General features: G+C 60.4%; 17 protein-coding genes. 11 read left to right on the top strand and 6 right to left on the bottom strand.

The window, feature by feature from the left end; all coding sequences use genetic code 11:
* Positions 1–61 precede the first annotated feature (61 nt).
* The 6 genes from DWY51_RS05155 to DWY51_RS05180 form a co-directional block, all read right to left on the bottom strand.
* Positions 62–871 (bottom strand): gamma-glutamyl-gamma-aminobutyrate hydrolase family protein, encoded by an 810-nt coding sequence (locus tag DWY51_RS05155; RefSeq protein WP_055286831.1) that lies wholly within the window; start codon positions 869–871, stop codon positions 62–64.
* A gap of 87 nt (positions 872–958) precedes the next feature.
* Positions 959–1,723 (bottom strand): amino acid ABC transporter ATP-binding protein, encoded by a 765-nt coding sequence (locus DWY51_RS05160; RefSeq protein ID WP_117770081.1) that lies wholly within the window; start codon positions 1,721–1,723, stop codon positions 959–961.
* Between the two features lie 36 nt (positions 1,724–1,759).
* Complete coding sequence (locus DWY51_RS05165) at positions 1,760–2,593, bottom strand: amino acid ABC transporter permease (RefSeq protein ID WP_117770082.1); 834 nt, start codon at positions 2,591–2,593, stop codon at positions 1,760–1,762.
* Positions 2,590–3,249: an amino acid ABC transporter permease gene (locus DWY51_RS05170; RefSeq protein WP_117770083.1), complete on the bottom strand. Its 660-nt coding sequence runs from the start codon at positions 3,247–3,249 to the stop codon at positions 2,590–2,592. The genes DWY51_RS05165 and DWY51_RS05170 overlap by 4 nt, the downstream gene beginning before the upstream one ends.
* 138 nt (positions 3,250–3,387) lie before the next feature.
* Entirely contained in the window at positions 3,388–4,383 is a 996-nt protein-coding gene (locus DWY51_RS05175) for a glutamate ABC transporter substrate-binding protein (RefSeq protein WP_117770084.1), read from the bottom strand.
* Between the two features lie 570 nt (positions 4,384–4,953).
* The gene (locus DWY51_RS05180) at positions 4,954–6,735 is read right to left on the bottom strand and encodes a 1-deoxy-D-xylulose-5-phosphate synthase (protein ID WP_117770085.1); all 1,782 of its coding nucleotides are present in this window, start codon (positions 6,733–6,735) and stop codon (positions 4,954–4,956) included.
* A 227-nt stretch (positions 6,736–6,962) separates the two neighbouring features.
* Here DWY51_RS05180 and DWY51_RS05185 point away from each other — a divergent pair, with 227 nt between their 5' ends.
* The 11 genes from DWY51_RS05185 to DWY51_RS05230 all read left to right on the top strand — a co-directional run bounded on the left by DWY51_RS05185 (position 6,963) and on the right by DWY51_RS05230 (position 20,287).
* Positions 6,963–7,499: an HD domain-containing protein gene (locus DWY51_RS05185; RefSeq protein ID WP_117770086.1), complete on the top strand. Its 537-nt coding sequence runs from the start codon at positions 6,963–6,965 to the stop codon at positions 7,497–7,499.
* Positions 7,500–7,502: 3 nt separating this feature from the next.
* Positions 7,503–8,522 carry a putative ABC transporter permease gene (locus tag DWY51_RS05190; RefSeq protein WP_233504629.1) on the top strand — a complete coding sequence of 340 codons (1,020 nt, stop codon included), beginning with the start codon at positions 7,503–7,505 and terminating at the stop codon, positions 8,520–8,522.
* Between the two features lie 198 nt (positions 8,523–8,720).
* Complete coding sequence (locus tag DWY51_RS05195) at positions 8,721–9,998, top strand: ammonium transporter (RefSeq protein WP_117770087.1); 1,278 nt, start codon at positions 8,721–8,723, stop codon at positions 9,996–9,998.
* Between the two features lie 214 nt (positions 9,999–10,212).
* The gene (locus DWY51_RS05200) at positions 10,213–10,551 is read left to right on the top strand and encodes a P-II family nitrogen regulator (RefSeq protein WP_055286814.1); all 339 of its coding nucleotides are present in this window, start codon (positions 10,213–10,215) and stop codon (positions 10,549–10,551) included.
* Between the two features lie 74 nt (positions 10,552–10,625).
* Positions 10,626–11,288: a TetR/AcrR family transcriptional regulator gene (locus tag DWY51_RS05205; protein ID WP_158556913.1), complete on the top strand. Its 663-nt coding sequence runs from the start codon at positions 10,626–10,628 to the stop codon at positions 11,286–11,288.
* A 101-nt stretch (positions 11,289–11,389) separates the two neighbouring features.
* On the top strand, positions 11,390–12,652 hold the full coding sequence (locus DWY51_RS05210; protein WP_117770089.1) for an MFS transporter: 1,263 nt from the start codon (positions 11,390–11,392) through the stop codon (positions 12,650–12,652).
* 115 nt (positions 12,653–12,767) lie between these two features.
* On the top strand, positions 12,768–13,625 hold the full coding sequence (locus DWY51_RS05215; RefSeq protein WP_117770090.1) for an HAD-IIB family hydrolase: 858 nt from the start codon (positions 12,768–12,770) through the stop codon (positions 13,623–13,625).
* A 156-nt stretch (positions 13,626–13,781) separates the two neighbouring features.
* Entirely contained in the window at positions 13,782–13,907 is a 126-nt protein-coding gene (locus tag DWY51_RS09725) for a hypothetical protein (RefSeq protein WP_255413493.1), read from the top strand.
* Positions 13,908–14,182: 275 nt separating this feature from the next.
* On the top strand, positions 14,183–14,893 hold the full coding sequence (locus tag DWY51_RS05220) for a TetR/AcrR family transcriptional regulator (protein WP_117770091.1): 711 nt from the start codon (positions 14,183–14,185) through the stop codon (positions 14,891–14,893).
* An 11-nt stretch (positions 14,894–14,904) separates the two neighbouring features.
* Positions 14,905–19,692, top strand: coding sequence for a 2-hydroxyacyl-CoA dehydratase (locus DWY51_RS05225; RefSeq protein ID WP_117770092.1), 4,788 nt, complete (start codon positions 14,905–14,907; stop codon positions 19,690–19,692).
* 85 nt (positions 19,693–19,777) lie between these two features.
* Positions 19,778–20,287, top strand: a complete 510-nt coding sequence (locus tag DWY51_RS05230) for an aryl-sulfate sulfotransferase (protein WP_117770093.1) — start codon at positions 19,778–19,780, stop codon at positions 20,285–20,287.
* Positions 20,288–20,339 lie beyond the last annotated feature (52 nt).

The following is a 20,339-nucleotide window of genomic DNA, read 5'->3' on the forward strand; positions in this document are numbered from 1 at the left end:
GGCACCGTAGCTGGTGTCCGCCCCCCCGGCTTAGGAGGCTTTAACCTGAGTGGTTCGCGTGCTAGCGGGCCTGCTTGACCTTGGCTGCCGCCTCGACAAACGACTTCCAGAGGTTAAAGTCGGTTTCGAGCGTCTGCCAGGTGTACTCGGGATGCCATTGCACGCCCAGGCAGAAGGGTTGGCCTTCGACTTCGATGCACTCGGGCACGCCATCGGTTGCCTTGGCGACCAAGCGCGTGCTTTTACCCAGACGATCGATGCAGCAGTGGTGTGCGGAGTTGGTCTGGATAAGCCTGTGCCCGCCAAGCGCGCGCTCCAGCAACGAGCCCGGCACGACCTCGACGGGATGCACGGGGTCGTTGAGCACGTGGGTATGGCGCCACTGCGTGCGGCCCTCGCGCGCGCCCAGGCTTGGCACGTCCATGCACAGGGTGCCGCCGGTGGCGACATTGAGCAACTGCGTGCCGCGGCAGGTGGTAAAGAGCGGCTTTTTGGCGCGGAGCACCTCGCCGACCAGCTTAAACTCAAAGCTATCGCGGATCTCGCAGCAGAGGGTGGGGTCGTAGGGTCGATCATCGCCCCAACGTTTGGGATTGACATCGGGGCCGCCGGGAATGGCGATGCCGTCGGCGATATCGACGTAATGACGGATGACCTCAATGTCCTCGGTGATGGACATCTGCAGCGGCAGGCCGCCGGCGGCAAGGATGGCATCGACAAAGACGCTCGCAATCTCCTCGTTGGGGGAGAGCGTCTCGCTCAAATAGGGTTTCGCTTCTTCCCAGCGTGGTGCGACCAGGATGAGCGGACGGTCGGCGGGATCGACGTCGACGTGCGGAGTGTAGGACGATGAGGTGCGGGTTCCGATCATGGGCGTAGCTTTCGAATCCGGGTGGACATGGCACAGGGGTGGCGCGGAGCAAACGTTACTGATGAATTTGCCCGCGTGGCAATTGGGTTAGTGACCCTTGATGGAGTTGAGGAAGTCCTGGGCGCGCTTGGTCTGGGGGTGGTCGAAGAACTCGTCGGGCGTGCCGGTTTCCACAATCTGGCCGTCGGCCATAAACACGACGCGGTCGGCCACGCGGCGGGCAAAGTTCATCTCGTGCGTGATGACGATCATCGTCATGCCCTGCTGGGCCAGACGGACCATGACCTCGAGTACCTCGTTGATCATCTCGGGATCAAGGGCGCTTGTGGGCTCGTCAAAGAGCATGGCCTTGGGCTGCATGGCGAGTGAACGGGCGATGGCCACGCGCTGCTGCTGGCCGCCCGAGAGCTGTGCGGGCACCTTATCGGCCTGCTCGGCAACGCCCACGCGGCTCAGCAGGTCCATGGCGCGCCCACGAGCCTCCTCCTTGGACACGCCCAGTACATCGACCGGCCCCAGCATGACGTTCTGCAGTACGGTCATATGCGCAAACAGGTTGAACTGCTGAAACACCATGCCCAGCTCGGCACGCATGCGGGCAAGATCCTTGCCCTCCTGCGGCAGGGGCTCGCCCTCGATGAGGATCTCGCCCGAGTCGATGGTCTCCAAGCGGTTGATGGTGCGGCACATGGTCGATTTGCCTGAGCCCGAGGGTCCGATCACAACGACGACCTCGCCGCGGTCAACCGAGAGATTGATGTCGTTGAGGACGTGTAGATCGCCATAGTGCTTATCGACGTGCCTGAGCTCGATCAGCGGCTGATTGCCGGTGGAAGAGGTGCTCTGTGCCATGGTGCTCGGCTCCTTATGACTAGAAATGGTAAAGCGTTAGCGGATGATGGTCGCGCCGGTCTTGTGCGAAACATAGACAGCGGCCTTGTTGATCGCGACGTTGATGAGGATGTAGATGACTGCGATCACCAGGTAGACCGACACGAGGGCATCGTAGTTGGTAATGAGCACGCGGGCATTTTGCATGAGGTCGGGGTAGCTCACCACATAGGCGACGGTGGTGTCTTTGACTACGACCACGAGCTGTGAAATCAAGGACGGAATGATAAACCGAATAGCCTGCGGCAACACGATTTTAAAGGTGATTTTGGCCTTGGAGAGACCGAGCGCCTGGGCTGCCTCGACCTGACCGCGCGGCACGGCATTGACGCCGGCGCGGAAGATCTCGGCAAGTACGCCAGCTGCGGCGAGCGCGACGGGAAGCGTGAGCATCCAAAACGACGGTAGCGCGATCTTGTACTGGGGCAGCACCAAAAAGAAGAAGTAGATGAACAGCAGACTCGGCACACCGCGGAAGAAATCGGTGAGCACGCGGCAGACCAGCTGTAGCGGCTTGATGCCGCTGGTGCGGCCGAGCATAAGGGCTAAGCCCAGCACCAGCGCGATGGCGCCAGCGGTGAGTGCGACTTTAACGGTGCCCTCAAAGCCGGCAAGCAAGAACTTCCAGGTAGTGAGGTGCGTAAAGAAATACCAATAGTGGACCGAAAGCTGACCGGTCACATAAAAGCGCTGCAGTACCAGGATGGCGAGCGCGGCGACAGCAACAAGCGAGATGGCGGTGCCGATGCGAATCTTGGCGCGCATCTTGGGGCCGGGAGCCTCGTAGAGCGCATCGCGCATGGTGAGCGCGGAGGTGGAATGCTTGCTCATCGGAGGATCCTCACCTTCTTATCGATGTAGTTGCCAATGTGGCTCACCACAAAGGCCGTGCCCAGGTAGCCGAGCGCCGAGATAAAGAACGCGGCGACGCCGCCGAGCGAGCGGGTATTGATGTAGCTCACCACGCCGGTGAGTTCCTGCGGCTTAAGCGGCACCTGGCTGCCGAGCGCGGTGGTGAGCATGACGGCGATAAAGAGGTTGGTCATGGGCAGCACGCTCGAACGCAGCGCCTGCGGAATCACGATCTTAGCGAGGATACGGCTGAAGCTCATGCCGAGCGAGCGGGCGGCTTCCACCTGGCCGACGCCGACGGTGTTGATGCCGCTCATAAAGTTTTCGGAACCAAAGGCCGAGCCCAAAAGGACCGTGGCGACGATAACGCAGGTGCGGTAGGGCAGGACGACCTTGAGCGGCGGCAGCGCGTAGACGATGATGATGAGCAGCGCGATGCCGGGGATGTTGCGGAAGACCTGGACATACAGGTCGCCAAAGACGCGCAGCGGCTTGAGCGGCGACACACGCATCACGGTGACGGCGACGGCCAGCACCATGGCGATGGCAAACGACTCAAGCGTCATGACCCAGGTTGCTAGCAGCGCGTCGATATAGTTCTGGCCATAGAGCGACCAGAGCTCGGAGAGACTCATGCGGACCTCCTGCCGATAAGGAAAGGGGCTCCCGTGTGTACGGAAGCCCCGACAACTCAGTGAGGAAACAGTTTACCGCAATAAAGCGCATCATGCGTTTCCATATGGTTTCGTTGCGGCCGTTACCAGGCTCGCTGCCTAGGCGCCGATCTCGGGCAGCTCGGGAACATTGGTGTCGCCCGTACGGTCGCCGATGCAGATCTGCCACAGCTCGGTCCAAGTGCCATCGTCCTCAATCCTCTTAAGGAAGTCGTTGACAAAGGCGACGCCGTCGGAATCGAGCGGCAGGCCGATACCATAGGGCTCCTTGCTGCCGAAGGGCTTGCCGGCGATCTTGTACTTACCGGGCTCGCGGACCAGGGCGCTTTGCTGCATGTTGTTATCGATGACGTAGGCGTCAACGCGACCCTGCTGGAGTGCCTGACGGGCCTCCTCGTCGGTCTTGAACTCCTGCTGGCTGGCCTTGGGGGCGAACTCCTCCAGAATGGCGGGGCCGTTGGAGCCGGACTGGACGGCGACGTTCTTATCGGCCAGGTCGTCGACGCTCTTGATGTCGTCGTTGTCGGCGAGCACTAGGATAGCCTGCTGGGTGTAGTAGTAGGGACCGGCAAAGGAGACGAGCTTCTTGCGCTCGTCAGTGATGGTGTAGGTGGCGAAGACAGCGTCGACCTGGCCGTTCTGCAGGACGGACTCGCGCGTGTCCGAGGTCACCTGGGTGATCTCGACCTTGTTCTCGCCCAGGATGTAGTTGGACAGGAGCTGCGCGATACCGGCATCGAAGCCACGGGTCTGACCGTCTTTCTCGTTGAGGAGGGAGAAGAGCGTGGAAGTCTGAACGCCACCGATCTTAAAGACGCCGGCGTCCTTGACGGCCGTGGCCCAGGTGCTGGCGGCGACGGCATCGTCATCGGCCTTGGGGCCGTTGCCGACGAGCTTGTCGAATGCCTTGGCGTCGAGCGTGGTGGAAGCCTCGGTATCCTCGGAGCTCTTGGAGGAACCGGCGGCGGAACCCTTGTCGGCCTCGGCGCTGGTGTCGGAGCAGCCGGCAAGACCAAGGCCGGCGACGGTTGCGAAGGTGGCGGCAACGAAGCCGCGGCGGTCGAGAACGACCTGCTGGGAGAGGTTCTTGCTCATGGTAGAACACCTTTCTCAATAAAATCCCTAGCGGTTGAGTAGAGTTATACCCTATCGCGCTCAAATGGGTCAACACGAAATAACTCAGAAACATACTTACCTTATGGGTTATTGTACCTACTAAAAAGGGACAGGTTTATTTTGGCAGGTTTTATCTGGGCAAACGTCGAATATTGCAGCTGAAATAGCGTTTTGCAGACGGCATGATCGATCACAGCGGTCGCTATAATGGCGGCAACGCGACGCATATATAAGTAAGGAGATCGCGTATGAACGGTTATTCGTTTTTCGCACCGACCATGACTTAAAACCACTACAAAGGGGACAGGCACCTTTGTGGTGGTTCTTGCAGATGTGGCGGCCCGCCTCGCTGTTTTGTCTCAATCTGTAACATCTGGAGGGCCAAAAGGTCTCTATCTGTTACAGATTGAGACAAAGGTCTGGGACTAAGACGTCTTATCTAGATCTGTAACAGTTAGACGGGAATTCGGGCCCTAGATGTTACAGATTGAGATAATTGAGCTGTGAAAACAAAAACCTCCGCAGGGGTGCTTCCCTTGCGGAGGTTTTTTACTCGTTGAGTAGCCTTACGGCTTCGGCGGCCATGTTCTCGACCGTCATGCCGTTCTGAGCGAGCAGCTCGTTGGGGTCGTAGCGGTCGGGGAAGCCTTTGGCGATGCCGAAGGTGCGCGTGCGCACAGGCGTGCAGGCCAGATAGCACGCGACGCGCTCGCCCCAGCCGCCGTCCAAGATGCCGTCCTCGAGGGTGACGACAACGCGATGCTCGGCGGCGAGACTGTCGAGGAACTCGCGGTCAAGCTCGGTTGCATAGCGCGGGTTGACGAGCGTGGCCTCGATACCGTACTCGGCAGCCAAGCGGTTTGTCACGCGCTCGCCCAGCTCAAAGAAATCGCCAAGTGCGAGCACGGCAACGTCGCGACCCCGGCGCACCACGTTGTAGCGAACGGCGCTGTAGTCGGTGTCTTCGGCGGGCGCAAGGTCGGGACGGCTTACCAGGCCGATGCCCGGTACGCGGATCGCCACGGGATGCTCGCGGTGATCGAGCGACCAGTTCAGCATGGACAGATATTCCTCCATGCAGGCCGGCGCCAAGTAGTGCATGTTGGGAAGACCGCCCAGCATGGAAATATCAAAGAACGAAAGGTGCGTCTCGGACGTGGTGCCAAAGATCGACGCGCCAAACACTAGGATGGTTGCGGGGGCGTCGTTGAGGCACAGGTCGTGCCACAGTTCGTCGTAGGCGCGCTGCAGGAACGTACCGTACACGCCAAAGACCGGCTTAGCGCCCGAGCGCGCAAGCGCGGTGGCAAAGGTTACGGCATGCTCTTCGGCAATGCCCACATCGACGAACTGTTTGCCAGCGGCAGCGCGAAGCTCGGGTGTAAAGCCCATGATGTAGGGCGTGGCGGCCGTGATGCCAACGACCTGCGGATCGCGCTCGATGGCGGCGCTGAGCGCCTCGCCCGTAATGTCGGCATAGGTGCGCGGCGCAGGCTCGCTCGGATGGCCCGGGCAAAGTTTGCGGCCGGTTGCCATATCGAAGGGCCCCACATGATGCCAGCGCTCGGGATCGCTCTGGGCTGGCTCAAAGCCCTTGCCCTTGGCGGTGGAAACGTGCAGCACGATGGGATGATTGATATTGCGCAGTTCCTGCAACGCGTCGACGAGGGCCAACACGTCGTTACCGGCGTCCAGGTAGCGGTAGTCGAGCCCCATCGCGCGGAAAACGTTGCGCTCACAGGTGCCGTTGCTGGCGCGCAGCTCGGCCAGATTGCGATAGAGGCCACCGTGGTTCTCGGCGATGGACTGGTCGTTGTCATTGACGATGATGATTAGGTTGCTATCGAGTTCGGCGGCATTGTTAAAGCCCTCAAACGCCAGGCCGCCCGAAAGCGAGCCGTCGCCAATAACGGTAATGACGTTGTATGCATCGCCCGCCAGGTCACGAGCGTGCGCCAGGCCGCAGCCCAAGCTCACCGAGGTCGAGGTGTGACCCATGGCGAACAGGTCGTGCTCGGACTCGTCGGGATTGGCAAAGCCAGAAGCCTCACCATAACGCTCCGGATCGATATAAGTGTACGCGCGCCCGGTCAGCGCCTTGTGGGCGTAGGTCTGGTGCGAAACGTCAAAGACAATCTTGTCGATGGGGGAGTCAAATACGCGATGAAGCGCAACCGTAAGCTCAACGACGCCCAAGTTGGGGGCAACGTGCCCGCCGACGGCGGCGGAGCTTTCGAGGATTGCCTGGCGGATCTCGCCGCAGAGCTGCGGGAGCTCGGCGCGATTAAGAGCCTTGACGTCCTCGGGCGTTGTCGTTTGCGTAAGCAGCATCGTTGTGGGTTACTCCATGCGAATCGTGCGCCGGCACTCCCTCGGCCGGCACAATTGCACAAAACAGTCTCGCACATTTTGGCGTTTGATATGTGACGGCGGCGCGGTAATTCGCCAACTGGTGGGGCAAAACGTTTTGTCCGATGCCATACTGATATGTTCCATGATGTTTTATCGATTGTGCACAGGCCGTGGCTTGTCGCCGTGAGTCGCTGGAAGGAGGCAGCATGTCCGATGCCGTTCGTGCCGAAGAAATCGCGCACGAGGTCGACTATGCCGCCCGCCAGCTGGCCCAGGCGGGCCGCTTGGACCTGACACACGAGTTTATCCAGCATGGCGACGTGACGGTCTATGCACATGTGACTTCAGTAGCGCGGGCGAGCCTGTCCTTTGCCGAGCGCTTGGGCCGTGCTGGCATTTCGGTCGACCGTGCTTCATTGCTGCGCGGGGCCCTGCTGCACGATTACTTTCTCTATGACTGGCACGATCCCGACCCAAGCCATCGGCTGCATGGCTTTCGTCACCCGTTTTTTGCCCTGGCACGTGCGGAGGAAGATTTTGAGCTGACGCCGCGCGAACGGAATATTATCGTGCGGCATATGTTTCCGCTGGTGCCAGTGCCGCCGACGTGTCGTGAGGCTTGGATTGTATGCCTGGCAGATAAATGGTGCGCTCTGCGCGAGACGGTCGCCGGTCGTCTGCGGCGCAAGGACGAGGCGGACGATGACGTGAGTGGCGAATCGAGCGAAAAGAGGAGAGGGTAGACGGTGGGGACCGCGATCGACATGGCATTTGACGGCGCGACGCTTGCCACCTGCCCACTCTCGGCACTGGTGCTCTCGTTTGCCTTTTACGGGTTTTGCGGTTGGGCATGGGAGTCGACAGTATGCGCCATGCTCAATCACGGACGATTTGCCAACAGTGGCTTTTTGCTTGGGCCGTGCTGCCCCATCTATGGCGCGGGCGGCATTGCCTGCTGGCTGCTGTTGCGTGGGATTCCGGATGCCTCGAGCCAGTTTGTCGCTGCAGCGCTCGTATGCAGCGTGATTGAGTACAGTGTGGGCCTTCTATTGGAAAAAACAACGGGCGCTCGCTTTTGGGACTATTCGCACCTGCCGTTTAACCTGCACGGACGCATCTGCCTGTACTGGGCATGCGCGTTTGGCCTGGGTGCGTTGTGTATTTGCCGCGTGGTGGAGCCGGCGGTGTTGGGCCTGCTTGCCCATCTGCCGGTGCTGATTGTGCGGCTGTCCGCGTTTATCGTCGCGGTCGCGATGATGGTCGACGCGGTGTGCTCGTTGGCGAGCTGGCGGCGTCTGTCTGATCAGCTGGAGCGCGTCCGGGCCGACCTTGCCGACCGCATTAATGAGTCGCTTGCCGATGCCTCGGACTCAATGCTTGAGCGCATTCCCGATTCGACGATTGACTCGGTGGCACAGACGCACATCCGCAGCCGTGCCGTTAACGCGTGGCTGGCGGAGCTGGGCGATGCGACGCTCGATGCCCTGCGCGAGAAGGCTTCGATGCCGACGTTTATCGCGGATGGTGCTCGCGGCCTGGCGCTCGCTGCCCGCCGCGTGGCCGATGCCGCGCCGAGCATGCCGCGTCCGTCGTTCAGTCGTCGCCTTGCCGGCAAGCGCATGAGCCGTCCGGTGCCGAGCGTGTCGCTCAGCCGCCGCGACCTGCGCTTTTTCAATGCCTTCCCGCGTCTGCGCATCAATCGCTACGAAGGTGTCATTCGAGCAACTAATCTCCGCGACCGCGCCCGCGAGCTGTTTCGGCGCTAGCCGGGATGGGCGTGCTCACGGCTCCCTTGCTCGCGTATTTCCCGTCCGTTTCGCGTCCGTTGCCGTGCCGTTTCCAAGATTGCGGCACCGTTTCCATTCGACAACGCAGCGTTTAACAACGCCGTATCTGGTCTACACCAGTTGCCCCTCGGCCGCATTATGGGCGCCGACAACGTTCATGCGATCAAGGGGGAGCGAATGTACGATACGGGATCGACAACGTTTATGCTCATCTGCACCATGCTCGTGTTTTTAATGACACCGGGTCTGGCGTTTTTCTATGGCGGCCTGTCTAGGCGCAAAAATGTCATCAACACCATGCTCATGTGCTTTGGCGCCATTGGCCTGGTTGGCGTGCTGTGGATTGTTGCCGGCTGGTCGCTGGCCTACGGCGGCGACGGTTCCAGCCCGTTTATTGGAGGCCTTGACCAGCTACTGTGCCTTCCGGTGCTCAACCAGGTGCTGCAGGCGGCCGAGGGCAATGCCACTGACGGCGCCGTCTACCCTCAGATCATCAACATCGCCTTTCAGATGGCATTTGCCATGATCACTGCTGCTATCGTCACGGGCAGCCTGGCCGGCCGCGTTAAGTTTGGTGCCATGACGGCCTTCCTGGGCATTTGGCTGCTTGTGGTCTATGCGCCGCTTGCCCACATGGTTTGGGGCGGCGAGGGCTCCTTTATCGGTGACATTATCGGCGCACTCGACTTTGCCGGCGGCGACGTGGTGCACATTTCGTCCGGTCTTACGGGCCTGATTCTCTGCTTAATGCTCGGCCGTCGTCGTGGTTTTGGCATGGTGAGCTATCGTCCGCATAACGTGCCGTTTGTAGCGCTGGGCGCCGGCCTGCTTTGGTTTGGCTGGTTTGGCTTTAACGGCGGCAGCGAGTTTAAGGCCGACGCCGTGGCGGCACTCGCCATCCTCAACACCGTGACGGCCAGCGCGGCGGGCATGGTCTCGTGGCTTGCCGTCGAGCGCGTGCACACTGGTCGCCCCACGCTGGTGGGCGCCAACACCGGTCTGGTTGCGGGACTTGTGGTGGTCACGCCCGGCGCGGGCTTTGTCGAGCCGTGGGCAGCGCTGGTTATGGGCCTGATCGTATCGCCCGTCTGCTACCTGGCCATCAGCCATCTTAAGACCAAGTTTGGCTACGACGACGCACTCGACGCGTTCGGTTGCCATGGTATCGGCGGCATCCTGGGCGGCGTGCTCACGGGCCTGTTCTGCGTGCCGGAGCTCTCGTGGACCGGTAAGGGCGGCCTGTTCTACACGGGCGACGTGTCGCTGCTCGTTTCGCAGATTCTGGGCATTGTGGTGACGGTCGCTATTGTGCTGGTGCTCGATTTGGTAATCGCCGCGGTGGTCAAGGCACTGTTCCACGGCAGTCTGCGTGTGGACGAGGCCGATGAGGCGCTGGGCCTGGATGCGAGTCAGCACGGCGAGAGCGCCTACCCTTCGTTCTCCGGACTCGATTAGCAGCTTCCCCAAGCACCGCACCTCGGCCTTCAATCGTCGTTTGCGTACCTTAAGTACGCGGCACTCCTCTTTCAGGCCGATCTGCGGCACTTGGGAAACCTGCTAAGACCTGTTAGTTGCACTTATCTGATCTACAAGGTTGGTCTGTGGCACCTGGAAACCTCGTGCCATGTGAGGGACAATTCATTTCTTTTTTTGAAGAGAGGAATTCACTATGAAGAAGATTACGGCGATCGTTCGTGCCGAGAAGCTTGAGGTTCTTAAAGACGCTCTGTTTGCTGCCGATGTTCGTGGCATGACTATCAACCAGGTGCAGGGCTGCGGCGCACAGCATGGCTGGAAGGAATACGTGCGCGGCAACGAGTTGCTTGTCAACACGATTCCTAAGGTGCAGTTCACGCTCATTTGCGCCGATGAGCATGTCGACGGCATTGTCGACATTATCTGCAGCGCCGCTCGCACCGGTGCCGTCGGCGACGGCAAGATCTGGGTCGAGCCGGTCGAGGAAGTTATTCGCATACGTACTGGCGAACACGGTCCCGCCGCGGTGTAGAATCGACCGTCTACCATCCGCAACGTTAAAATGCTGCAATGAGGCACAAGACTTGCGTTGTGGATGGACGGATTATGGGTCGTAATAAATATCCCGAGGAGACTGTCGCGAAGATTCTCGACGCGGCGCTGGAGCTATTCTGCGTACAGGGTTATGAGGGGACGAGCATTCAAGACATCGTCGACCGCCTCGATGGCATGACCAAGGGTGCTGTCTATCATCACTTTAAGAGCAAAGAGGAGATTTTCAACGCCGCATTTGATCGGGCAACGGCTCCGATTGCTGAGCACCGTCGCGCGACACTCGGTGCTGGCAATATGACGGGAGCTCAAAAGCTCAAACGACTTTATGCGCCCGAGTCCGTCGTTCCGCAAATCGAGCTATGGACTCGCATGCATCCTGCGGCAGATCCGGTAAAAAGCTCGCGGCTGCTGGCGATGCAGTACCAAGGTTCGTTTGACGAGTCGGCCGATGGCAATCTCTTGCCAGTAATCGAGGAGGGCATCGCCGACGGCTCCATTGCGTGCGAATGCCCGCGCGAAGCAGCGGAGGCCGTATCGTTGTTAGCGAATCTTTGGCTGCTGCCATTGTTCCGTCCGCTCGAGCCCAAGGAGCGAATGCTTGCTCGCGCACAATGTTTGGCGCAGATGGCGGCCGCGGTGGGGCTTGATTTGGGTAATGAAGTGCTCCAGACAACGGCCCAGATTTGGGACGTATGGAACCGTGCCGGGTGGTAATATAGATACCAACGGTATGTAATTGATTTGTGAGGGTAGCCACGGCTGCCCTTTTCAAGTCATTAAATACATACTAACAGTATGTATTTGGGGGCAGGCTTATGGCTGGGATGCGAAGAATTAGCGTTTCATTGGCGCCAAAAACAGTGCGATCTATCAGGCTATTTGGTCTTCTTGTTGCACAGCTGTGTGCGTATTCGATGCTGTCGGCACTGTGCTTTGCGTGCCCGCTTTACTTGTTCGATTGCAGCGGCTCCTCAACGTTATATGGCGCCGTCGCGGCGATAGCGTTCATACCGGGCGTGCTCGCGACTCCGGTTGGCGGGATTTTGGCGGATCGGGGAAGACGTCGCGGGGTTCTTGTGGTACTCGGCATTGTTCTGATGGCTGCATCACTGCTGTTTATCCCCATGAAGCGTTCGCTGCCTCTTGCGGTTGTCGTGGCAGCAATGCTTTGCGTCCAATATGGCATCCAATCGCTGCTGAAACCGATGCTTCAAATTGAGGCGGTGTGCATGACGGGCCAAGAAAAGGTTGAGCGTGCCACTGCGTTGGTCTCGCAGATAATCATGATGAGCAATATCTTGGGGCCTGTAGTCGGGACGGCAGTCTATGGGTGCTTTGGTATCGATACTCTATGCGAAACCGCGGCGTTGACGTTTACGATTTCAGCCCTGCTGTTCGGGGGCGCACTCAAGCAAAATGCCTCATCTGAAACGATGGGAGACGGCGCGACTCGTACGACACGCCGAAACGATTTTCGGGAGTTGATTCGGTACCTGTCTCAAAACTCATCATTGCTCGTTGTGTTTTTGATTGCGGCTATTTTGAACCTTGCGTTAGTTGGGTTAACGATTGGTGCTCCCGTTATTGTTGCAAAGCATCTCGGAATGCAGTCATCCTTTGTTGGGATTATTGAGGTGGCTATGGGCTTAGGTGGTCTTGTCGGCAGTGGTTTGGTCGGTATTTGGCCGCATCGTTTTTCCTTCAAGGGCATATGTCAATATGTTGCGATGATCTGTTTAGGAGTCGTACCGATTATTGTCACGCTACTGTTCGGCACAGATGTATGGGTGTTCACCGTGTTTGCGGTTGGTTCGGCATGGGTCATGGTGTGGGCAGCCATTGCGTCGGTTGAAATCATCGCGTTTGTTCAACGGGCAGCGCCGACTGAGCTCTGCGGAAAAGTGCTTTCGGTCGTTTACATGGTCCTTTCCTGCGCAACACCTATCGGCCAATTGACGTACGGGGTTGCATATGATCGATGGACACCGGCGATTGTATTCGCAGGCATGCTGGCGGTGTTGACGTTGACGACGGTGCTGTTTTATCGGCTGAAAAGTCGCTTGTGGCGATTGTCTTAACGCACTGGGGCACCGTGAATTTGTGGAGGCGGTGGTACGCCGCGCCGGGACGGCATTGTTTGGGCACGCCTCTCCTTCGTCTACAATATCGTGCAGACGAAGGAGAGGCGTGCCCATGATCAAGATGTTTGCGAGTGACTTAGACGGAACGCTGCTGAACGCCCTGCACGAGGCAGACGGGACCATCCGCCGCGCCATTCGCGAGCTGACCGAGGCTGGCCTGCATGTGGTTCCCGCGACCGGGCGCTCGACGTTGCCAATCGGCGAGCATGGCTTTACGGGGCTGGCGCTTGACGCCTGCTGCTCCAATGGGTCCATCGTGCGCGACTGCCATGGCGAGGTGCTCAAGACCTGGACCATCGATCCGCAGGTTACCGAGGAGCTGCTCAAGGCATTCCCGGACATTTGCTTTGATTGCTCCACACCCGATGGCATGTTCTCGAGCGGTTCGTTCGAGATGCATCAGGCGGGCTTTAAAAAGGACAGCCCTATCAAGCGCATCGTGATGCGCGGCATGCGCGCGCGTGGCGGCTATCACGAGGAACAGTATTTCGACCAGTCGATCGGTGACATCCTTCGCCACGATGTGTGCAAGATCAACTGCCGCGTGACCTCGCCCGAGCTGGAGCGCGACCTTAAGGCATATTTGGCCGAGCGATCGGACCGCGTGGTCAACGCGCCGTTCGATCCGGTGATGTTCGAGATCACGGACGTGGCGTGCAACAAGGGCGAGAGTGTGTCCTGGCTGGCGGGCTACTACGGCATTGCCGAGGACGAGGTCGCGGTCTACGGCGACGGCGGCAACGACATTGCCATGCTCAAACGTTTCCGCCACAGCTACGCGACCAAAAACGGCAGCGATGCCGCCAAGGCCGCCGCGAGTGCAACTATCGGCAGTTGCATGGTTCATGCCGTCCCCAAACACATGCTCGCCACCATGCGCAAGCAAAACTCCCGCACCGTCATCGAATAATGTGACAAAGGGATAGCCCCTTTGTCACAGGTGACGCTGGTCTCTTGAAATACGAACAAACATTCGCATACCTAACTGCGCTTTGATAGAATTGATACTGTTGACGGCAGTTCCATGTGCCGGGCAACGCCCTCCATCTGATGGGAGGTGATGCCCATGACCGATCTGATTGATTTTGTGAGACTTCTGACCGCTTTGGTCTCGTTCTTCACAGCGCTCGTCGGGCTTTCCGAGGCACTCAAGCAACGTTCGAAGCAACGTAAAAGGGGTCGCCGCCGCTAAGGCGTTGACCCCTTAATCCAAGCAACGGCGCTGCCCAGCTTTCCAGAACTTGGGCTGCCGTCGACACTATTCTACCCACGAATGACATTTTGGACAATCGGTAATGCCGCTCTAAAAGCCTGGCACAACCGGCACAACCTAGGCGGTCGCTGGATGTGACAAAGAGGCTGCCCCTTCGTCACATCCTAAATATTGCCTTTACGTGTTGATACACACGGTGTGCAATAATACTCGCACTGTGCAATAGCGCACAGACTGAGTAACAAGGAGGACGCTTGTCCCAGCTCGAAAAATGCGACCGCCGGTCCCTTCGCTCGCAGCGTGCCCTTCGCCAGGCACTTGCCAGCGAGCTTGCCGAAAGCGGCGACCTTTCGCGCATTAATGTCGCGTCGCTCACCGAGCGCGCTGGCCTTACGCGCCGCACGTTCTATTCGCACTACCGCGATATCCCCGACTTTATCAATCAAATCGAGGACGGCTTGCTGGCCGAGATCCGTGAGCGCATTGAGCTCATCACCGCAGCTCAGCTGCCCGATCTCTATCACAACATCGATGAGCTCGAGCCGGCACCCGGTTCGGTTGAGTTGCTGCGCTACCTTGCGGCCAACCGCGATTTAATCGGATCGCTGCTGGGCCCGGGCGGCGACCCCGCCTTTATTAAAAAGATCATCGATACCGCACGCGAGGCCGTGGTGCCGCGTGCACAGACGGGCATTTTGGGCCTGGCGCTGGGCACGTTCTTTGACTACTACGTTACCTACGTCGTGAGCGCCGAGGTCGGCATGATTCAGCGCTGGTTTGAGCGCGGGCTCACCGAATCGCCCGAGGCCATGGCGCGCATTATGACGGTGCTCGCTTTTGTGCGCCCTGGTGATCTGTATGGCCAACCCATCGATATCAACGTGCCGGAATACGGCATGAAGCTATTGAACCTGCAGCTCGAGGACGCGGTCGACACCACCGCAACCGTCGAGTCCAACAACTAAGAGGAGAGACAATGAGCAAACTCGTCGAGGGCATTAAAGACCGTGTGGTCGCTGCCGCACGCGAGGCTGCGCCCGCCGTGGTGGACGCCGCGCAGAAGGCCGCGACTGCCGCTGCCGAGAAGGTCGCCGAGGCGGTTGCCGAGGCCAAGAACGCGGCAGGGGAGACGTCCATCGCTAGCGAGCCCGCCACCGCCGCTGAGCCCGTAGCCGTCACCGCCGCCCACGCCCCCGAAGGCGCGATCTTCAACCCCGAGAACGCTCGTGGCAACCTGCACTTGGGCATCGACGTGGGTTCCACCACCGTTAAGCTCGCCGTGCTCAACGACGACAACCAGATCGTCTATGCCAAGTACCAGCGCCACCACACCGACGTCCGCGCCTGCGCTCGCGACCTGTTCGAGGGTGCTGCGACCGTGCTGCCGACGGCCCAGATGACCTGCGCCATTACCGGCTCGGGCGGCCTGCTGCTGTCCCAATGGCTCGACCTGGAGTTTGTCCAGGAGGTCATCGCCAGCAAGCGTGCCGTCGAGACCCTTATCCCGGCCACCGATGTCGCCATCGAGCTGGGCGGCGAGGACGCCAAGATCATCTACTTCGACAACGGCATCGAGCAGCGCATGAACGGCACCTGCGCCGGCGGCACTGGCGCGTTCATCGACCAGATGGCCACTCTGCTGCACACCGACGCCAGCGGCCTCAACGAGCTCGCGGCCAACGCCACCACCATCTATCCAATCGCCAGCCGCTGCGGCGTCTTTGCCAAGACCGACGTCCAGCCGCTGCTCAACGAAGGCGCCCGCCCCGAGGACGTGGCGGCCTCCATCTTCCAGGCTGTCGTGACCCAGACTATCTCGGGCCTGGCGTGCGGCCGTCCCATCCGCGGCAACGTCGCCTTCCTGGGCGGCCCGCTGCAGTACCTCTCCGAGCTGCGCCACCGCTTCTACCTTACGCTCAACCTGGACGAGGAGCACCGCATTGTGCCCCAAAACGCTCACCTGTTTGTGGCGAGCGGCGCCGCCATGGCGCATGAGTCCAACAAGCTCAGCACGTTCCCGCAGCTCATCGAGGCTATCGATGCCCTGGGTGACACACAGGGTGCCGAGGTCGAGCGCCTGGATCCGCTCTTTGCCACCGACGAGGACTTCGCCGAGTTCAAAACCCGCCACGACCAGGAAGTCGTCCCCAAGGGCAAGCTCGACGGCTACACCGGCCGCGTGTTCATTGGCATCGACGCCGGTTCCACCACCATGAAGGCCGCGCTCGTGGGCGAGGACGGCCAGCTGTTGCACACCTGGTACGGCAACAACAACGGCGACATCCTGGGCACGGCCAAGGTCATCATGGCCGATTTCTACAACCATATCCCTGCAGGCTGCACCATCGGCCACGTGACCACCACGGGCTACGGCGAGGCGCTGCTCATCGAGGCCCTCAAGGCCGACTCCGGCGAGATCGAGACCGTCGCGCACCTGCGTGGCGCCAAGGCATTCCTGCCCGGCGTGGAGTTCATTCTGGACATCGGCGGCCAGGACATGAAGTGCCTGCGCGTCAAGGACGGCGTTATCGAGCACATCATGCTCAACGAGGCCTGCTCGTCGGGTTGCGGTAGCTTTATCGAGAGCTTCGCCGTCTCTATGAACATGGACGTGCGCGCGTTCGCCGACGCCGCCATCCATGCCAAGGCCCCGGTCGACCTGGGCAGTCGCTGCACGGTCTTTATGAACTCGCGCGTCAAGCAGGCGCAAAAGGAAGGCGCCACGGTGGGCGACATTGCGGCCGGCCTGTCCTATTCCGTCATCAAGAACGCCTTGTTCAAGGTCATTAAGCTGCGCGACCCCAAGGAGATCGGCAGCCAGGTGATCGTTCAGGGCGGCACCTTTATGTCCGATGCCACGCTGCGCGCGTTTGAGCAGCTCACCGGCGTTCATGCCGTGCGTCCCGACATCGCCGGCTGCATGGGCGCCTACGGTGCGGCCCTGCTCGCCCGCGATCGCGCCGGCGCCGACGGCACCTCGACCATCCTTTCGGCCGAGGACATCGCGCACCTCACCGTGACGCAAAAGCACGTCCGCTGCGGTCGCTGCTCCAACAACTGCCAGCTCACCGTCAACGACTTTGGCGGCGGCAGGCGCTTCATTACCGGCAACCGCTGCGAGAAGGGTGCCGGCCACAAAAAGCAGAAGACCGAGGCCCCCAACCTCTTCAAAAAGAAAAACGAGCTGCTCTTTAACCGCGAGGTGCTGAGCCCCGACGAGGCCCCGCGCGGCACCGTGGGTATCCCGCGTGCACTCAACATGTACGAGAACTACCCCTTCTGGCATGCGTTCTTTACGCGCTTGGGCTTTAGCGTGCAGCTGTCCGACCAGTCGAGCAAGAAGACCTACCAGGCGGGCATCGAGTCCATGCCGTCCGAGAGCGTGTGCTATCCGGCCAAGATGAGCCACGGCCACGTGATGAACCTTATCGACCGTGACGTCGACTTTATCTGGATGCCGTGCGTGCGCTGGGAGCGCAAGGAGGATCCGACGGCTGGCAACTGTTACAACTGCCCCATCGTCATGAGCTACCCCACGGCGCTGGCGCTCAATATTGATGAGATCCGCGAGCAGAACATCGAGTTCCTGTATCCGTTTGTGCCTTATCACGACAAGACCGAGCTCAAGCGCCGCCTGTACCAGGTGCTCGCCGTCGACCGCGTGGCCGATGCAGAGGCCGGTCGCGGTCGCGTGCGTGGTCCCAAGATTACGCGCTCCGAGGTCGATGCCGCCGTCAACGCTGCCTTTGAGGCCGATGCGCGTTTCCACGAGGACATCCAGACTATGGGCGAGGAGGCTCTTAAGTGGGTCGAGGACCACGGCGGCCACGGCATCGTACTCGCCGGTCGTCCCTACCATAACGACCCCGAGATCAACCACGCCCTGCCCGAGCTTATCTCGAGCTTTGGCTTTGCGGTCTTTACCGAGGATTCGCTCGCGCATCTGGTAAAGCCCGAGCGTCCGATTCGCGTCGTCGACCAGTGGATGTACCACAGTCGCCTGTACGCCGTGGCCCGTTTTGTGACGATGCGCAACGATCTGGACCTGATCCAGCTCAACTCCTTCGGCTGCGGCTTGGACGCCCTGACCACCGACCAGGTGCAGGAGATCCTGGAAGCCAGCGGCAAGATTTACACCGTGCTCAAGATCGACGAGGTGTCCAACCTGGGTGCCGCGCGCATCCGCATCCGCTCGCTCATGGCCGCGCTTAAGGACCAGGAGGCCGAGCGCTTGGCCGAGGCCACGGCCGCGGGCGAGGCCTACGAGCAGGGCGATGCCGCGCCGGTGGCGCCCTCCACGGATGCCCCCGCGTTCGCGAGCCGCAAGTACACGTTTGAGGCGCAGCGTGAGAGCGCATCGACCGCGTGGCCTAAGGTGCCCTTTACCGAGCAGATGCGCGACGAGGGCTACACCATCCTGTGCCCGCAGATGGCGCCGATCCACTTTGACCTGGTCAAAGAGGTGTTTCGCGGTGCCGGCTACAACTTGGAGCTGCTGCCCTCGACCGACCACGATGCCGTCGAGGCCGGTCTGCGCTATGTGAACAATGACATTTGCTACCCGTCGATTCTGGTGACGGGCCAGATTATGGAGGCCATCGAGAGCGGTCGGTACGACCTGTCCAAGACCGCCGTGGTCATCAGCCAGACCGGCGGCGGCTGCCGTGCTACCAACTACATCGCGCTCATTCGCAAAGCCCTGCGCGAGAGCGGTCACCCTGAGATTCCGGTGATCTCGCTTTCGGCTGTGGCGCTCGGCGAGGACAACCCCGGCTTTAAGATTACGCCGGCGCTGCTTAAGCAGGCAGTCTACGCGGTGCTCTTTGGCGACGTGATGATGCAGATGCTCTACCGCTGCCGTCCGTACGAGGCCACGCCCGGTGCGGCGAACGCACTCTACGAGGAGTACATGGCGCGCGCTCGCAAGCTGGCGCCCAAGTTTAACCGCCACAACTACACCAAGCTGTGCCGCGAGGCCATCCGCGCGTTCGACACCATGCCGCTCGTGGGCGAGGGCACCAAGCCGCGCGTGGGCGTGGTCGGTGAGATCCTGGTCAAGTTCCACCCCACAGCCAACAACCACGTGGTCGACGTTATCGAGCGCGAGGGCTGCGAGGCCGTGGTGCCGGGCCTGCTCGACTTCTTCCTGTACTCTATGAGCAACGCCGAGCTGCAGAAGGACGAGTTGGGTAGCTCTGCCACGACGCGTGCGGGCATGCAGGCGCTCATCAAGCTTGTGGACTGGATGCGCACGCCGGTGGAGGAGATGCTCGAAAAGTCTCGCCGCTTTGAGGCGCCCGAGCGCATCGGCACCATGGCCGACAAGGCCCGCACGGTGCTTTCGGTGTGCAACAACATGGGCGAGGGCTGGTTGCTCACGGCCGAGATGCTCGACCTGATTGACCATGGCGCGCCCAACATCATCTGCACGCAGCCCTTCGCGTGCCTGCCTAACCATGTGGTGGGTAAGGCCGTGATCAAGGAACTGCGCCGTCAGCACCCCGAGAGCAACATCGTCGCGGTGGACTACGACCCCGGTGCATCCGAGGTCAACCAGCTCAACCGTATTAAGCTCATGATCAGTGTGGCCAAGGAGAACATGCGCGCCGGTAAGGGCTTTAAGCTCGAGAAGGTGGCGCCGCTCGCGATGGACGAGGTCACCGGCCAGATGCGTGCTCATGACGGCTGTGTGAGCTGCGGGCCGGCCAGCGAGGAGGCCGTGGCATCGGTCGCCGAGCGCCTGGGACGCGGCATTAAGAAGTAACTGGCCTGCTATGGGCTAGATATGGGACAAACGGGTGGCAGCCGTACCGGCTACCACCCGCTTTTTCTGGACATATGTTGCGTAAATGACCTTGCTACAGCCTTCCGTGGGCTTGTCCGATTTTTGGGCCGGTTCGGGCTTTGAGGACAAGTTGCTGCAGGCCCAAGGCGATTTTTCGCTCAATGCGGGCCAGCACAGTGTGACCTATCTGCCAAACGACGATACGGTAACAACCGGTCGCTACCAGGTACTGCTGTACGACAACAACTTTGGCGCGGCCGAGAGCTATCCCAAGTTCGACTGGGGCCAGCTGGGCGCCGCGGTGGTGACCGACTACAGCAAGGGAACGCATTCGTTTGGGCGCATCTTTACGGTGGACGAGAACGCGCGCACCTACGAGCTCGAGGACCAGGTCGCAGTGCCGTTCTCGGGCTACGTAAGCAGTGCACAGCGCGTCGGCGATTCAGATAGTATGCTCGTGGCATCGGGCCAGGCCAAGACCTTTACCGAGTACGATCGCTATGGACTGCCCATCGCCACCTACGAGATGGAAGCCGAGAAGTACATCTACCGCGTGTACAAGTACGAGCTGTAGCGCTGCGCTTGGCTGTGCCTGCGCCCCGCGGCTGCGCTCTCGTGCCGGGCCC

The sequence above is a fragment of the Collinsella sp. AF25-2LB genome, from assembly GCF_003458415.1.
Lineage (GTDB): Bacteria > Actinomycetota > Coriobacteriia > Coriobacteriales > Coriobacteriaceae > Collinsella.

Bases quoted from the DNA above. Each gene is read 5' to 3' on its own strand.
- DWY51_RS05160 (WP_117770081.1), bottom strand. From the start codon at position 1,723: ATGGCACAGAGCACCTCTTCCACCGGCAATCAGCCGCTGATCGAGCTC.
- DWY51_RS05175 (WP_117770084.1), bottom strand. From the start codon at position 4,383: ATGAGCAAGAACCTCTCCCAGCAGGTCGTTCTCGACCGCCGCGGCTTC.
- DWY51_RS05205 (WP_158556913.1), top strand. From the start codon at position 10,626: ATGGGTCGTAATAAATATCCCGAGGAGACTGTCGCGAAGATTCTCGAC.
- DWY51_RS05180 (WP_117770085.1), bottom strand. From the start codon at position 6,735: ATGCTGCTTACGCAAACGACAACGCCCGAGGACGTCAAGGCTCTTAAT.
- DWY51_RS05210 (WP_117770089.1), top strand. From the start codon at position 11,390: ATGGCTGGGATGCGAAGAATTAGCGTTTCATTGGCGCCAAAAACAGTG.
- DWY51_RS05185 (WP_117770086.1), top strand. From the start codon at position 6,963: ATGTCCGATGCCGTTCGTGCCGAAGAAATCGCGCACGAGGTCGACTAT.
- DWY51_RS05195 (WP_117770087.1), top strand. From the start codon at position 8,721: ATGTACGATACGGGATCGACAACGTTTATGCTCATCTGCACCATGCTC.
- DWY51_RS05225 (WP_117770092.1), top strand. From the start codon at position 14,905: ATGAGCAAACTCGTCGAGGGCATTAAAGACCGTGTGGTCGCTGCCGCA.
- DWY51_RS09725 (WP_255413493.1), top strand. From the start codon at position 13,782: ATGACCGATCTGATTGATTTTGTGAGACTTCTGACCGCTTTGGTCTCG.
- DWY51_RS05170 (WP_117770083.1), bottom strand. From the start codon at position 3,249: ATGAGTCTCTCCGAGCTCTGGTCGCTCTATGGCCAGAACTATATCGAC.
- DWY51_RS05215 (WP_117770090.1), top strand. From the start codon at position 12,768: ATGATCAAGATGTTTGCGAGTGACTTAGACGGAACGCTGCTGAACGCC.
- DWY51_RS05200 (WP_055286814.1), top strand. From the start codon at position 10,213: ATGAAGAAGATTACGGCGATCGTTCGTGCCGAGAAGCTTGAGGTTCTT.
- DWY51_RS05155 (WP_055286831.1), bottom strand. From the start codon at position 871: ATGATCGGAACCCGCACCTCATCGTCCTACACTCCGCACGTCGACGTC.
- DWY51_RS05230 (WP_117770093.1), top strand. From the start codon at position 19,778: ATGACCTTGCTACAGCCTTCCGTGGGCTTGTCCGATTTTTGGGCCGGT.
- DWY51_RS05165 (WP_117770082.1), bottom strand. From the start codon at position 2,593: ATGAGCAAGCATTCCACCTCCGCGCTCACCATGCGCGATGCGCTCTAC.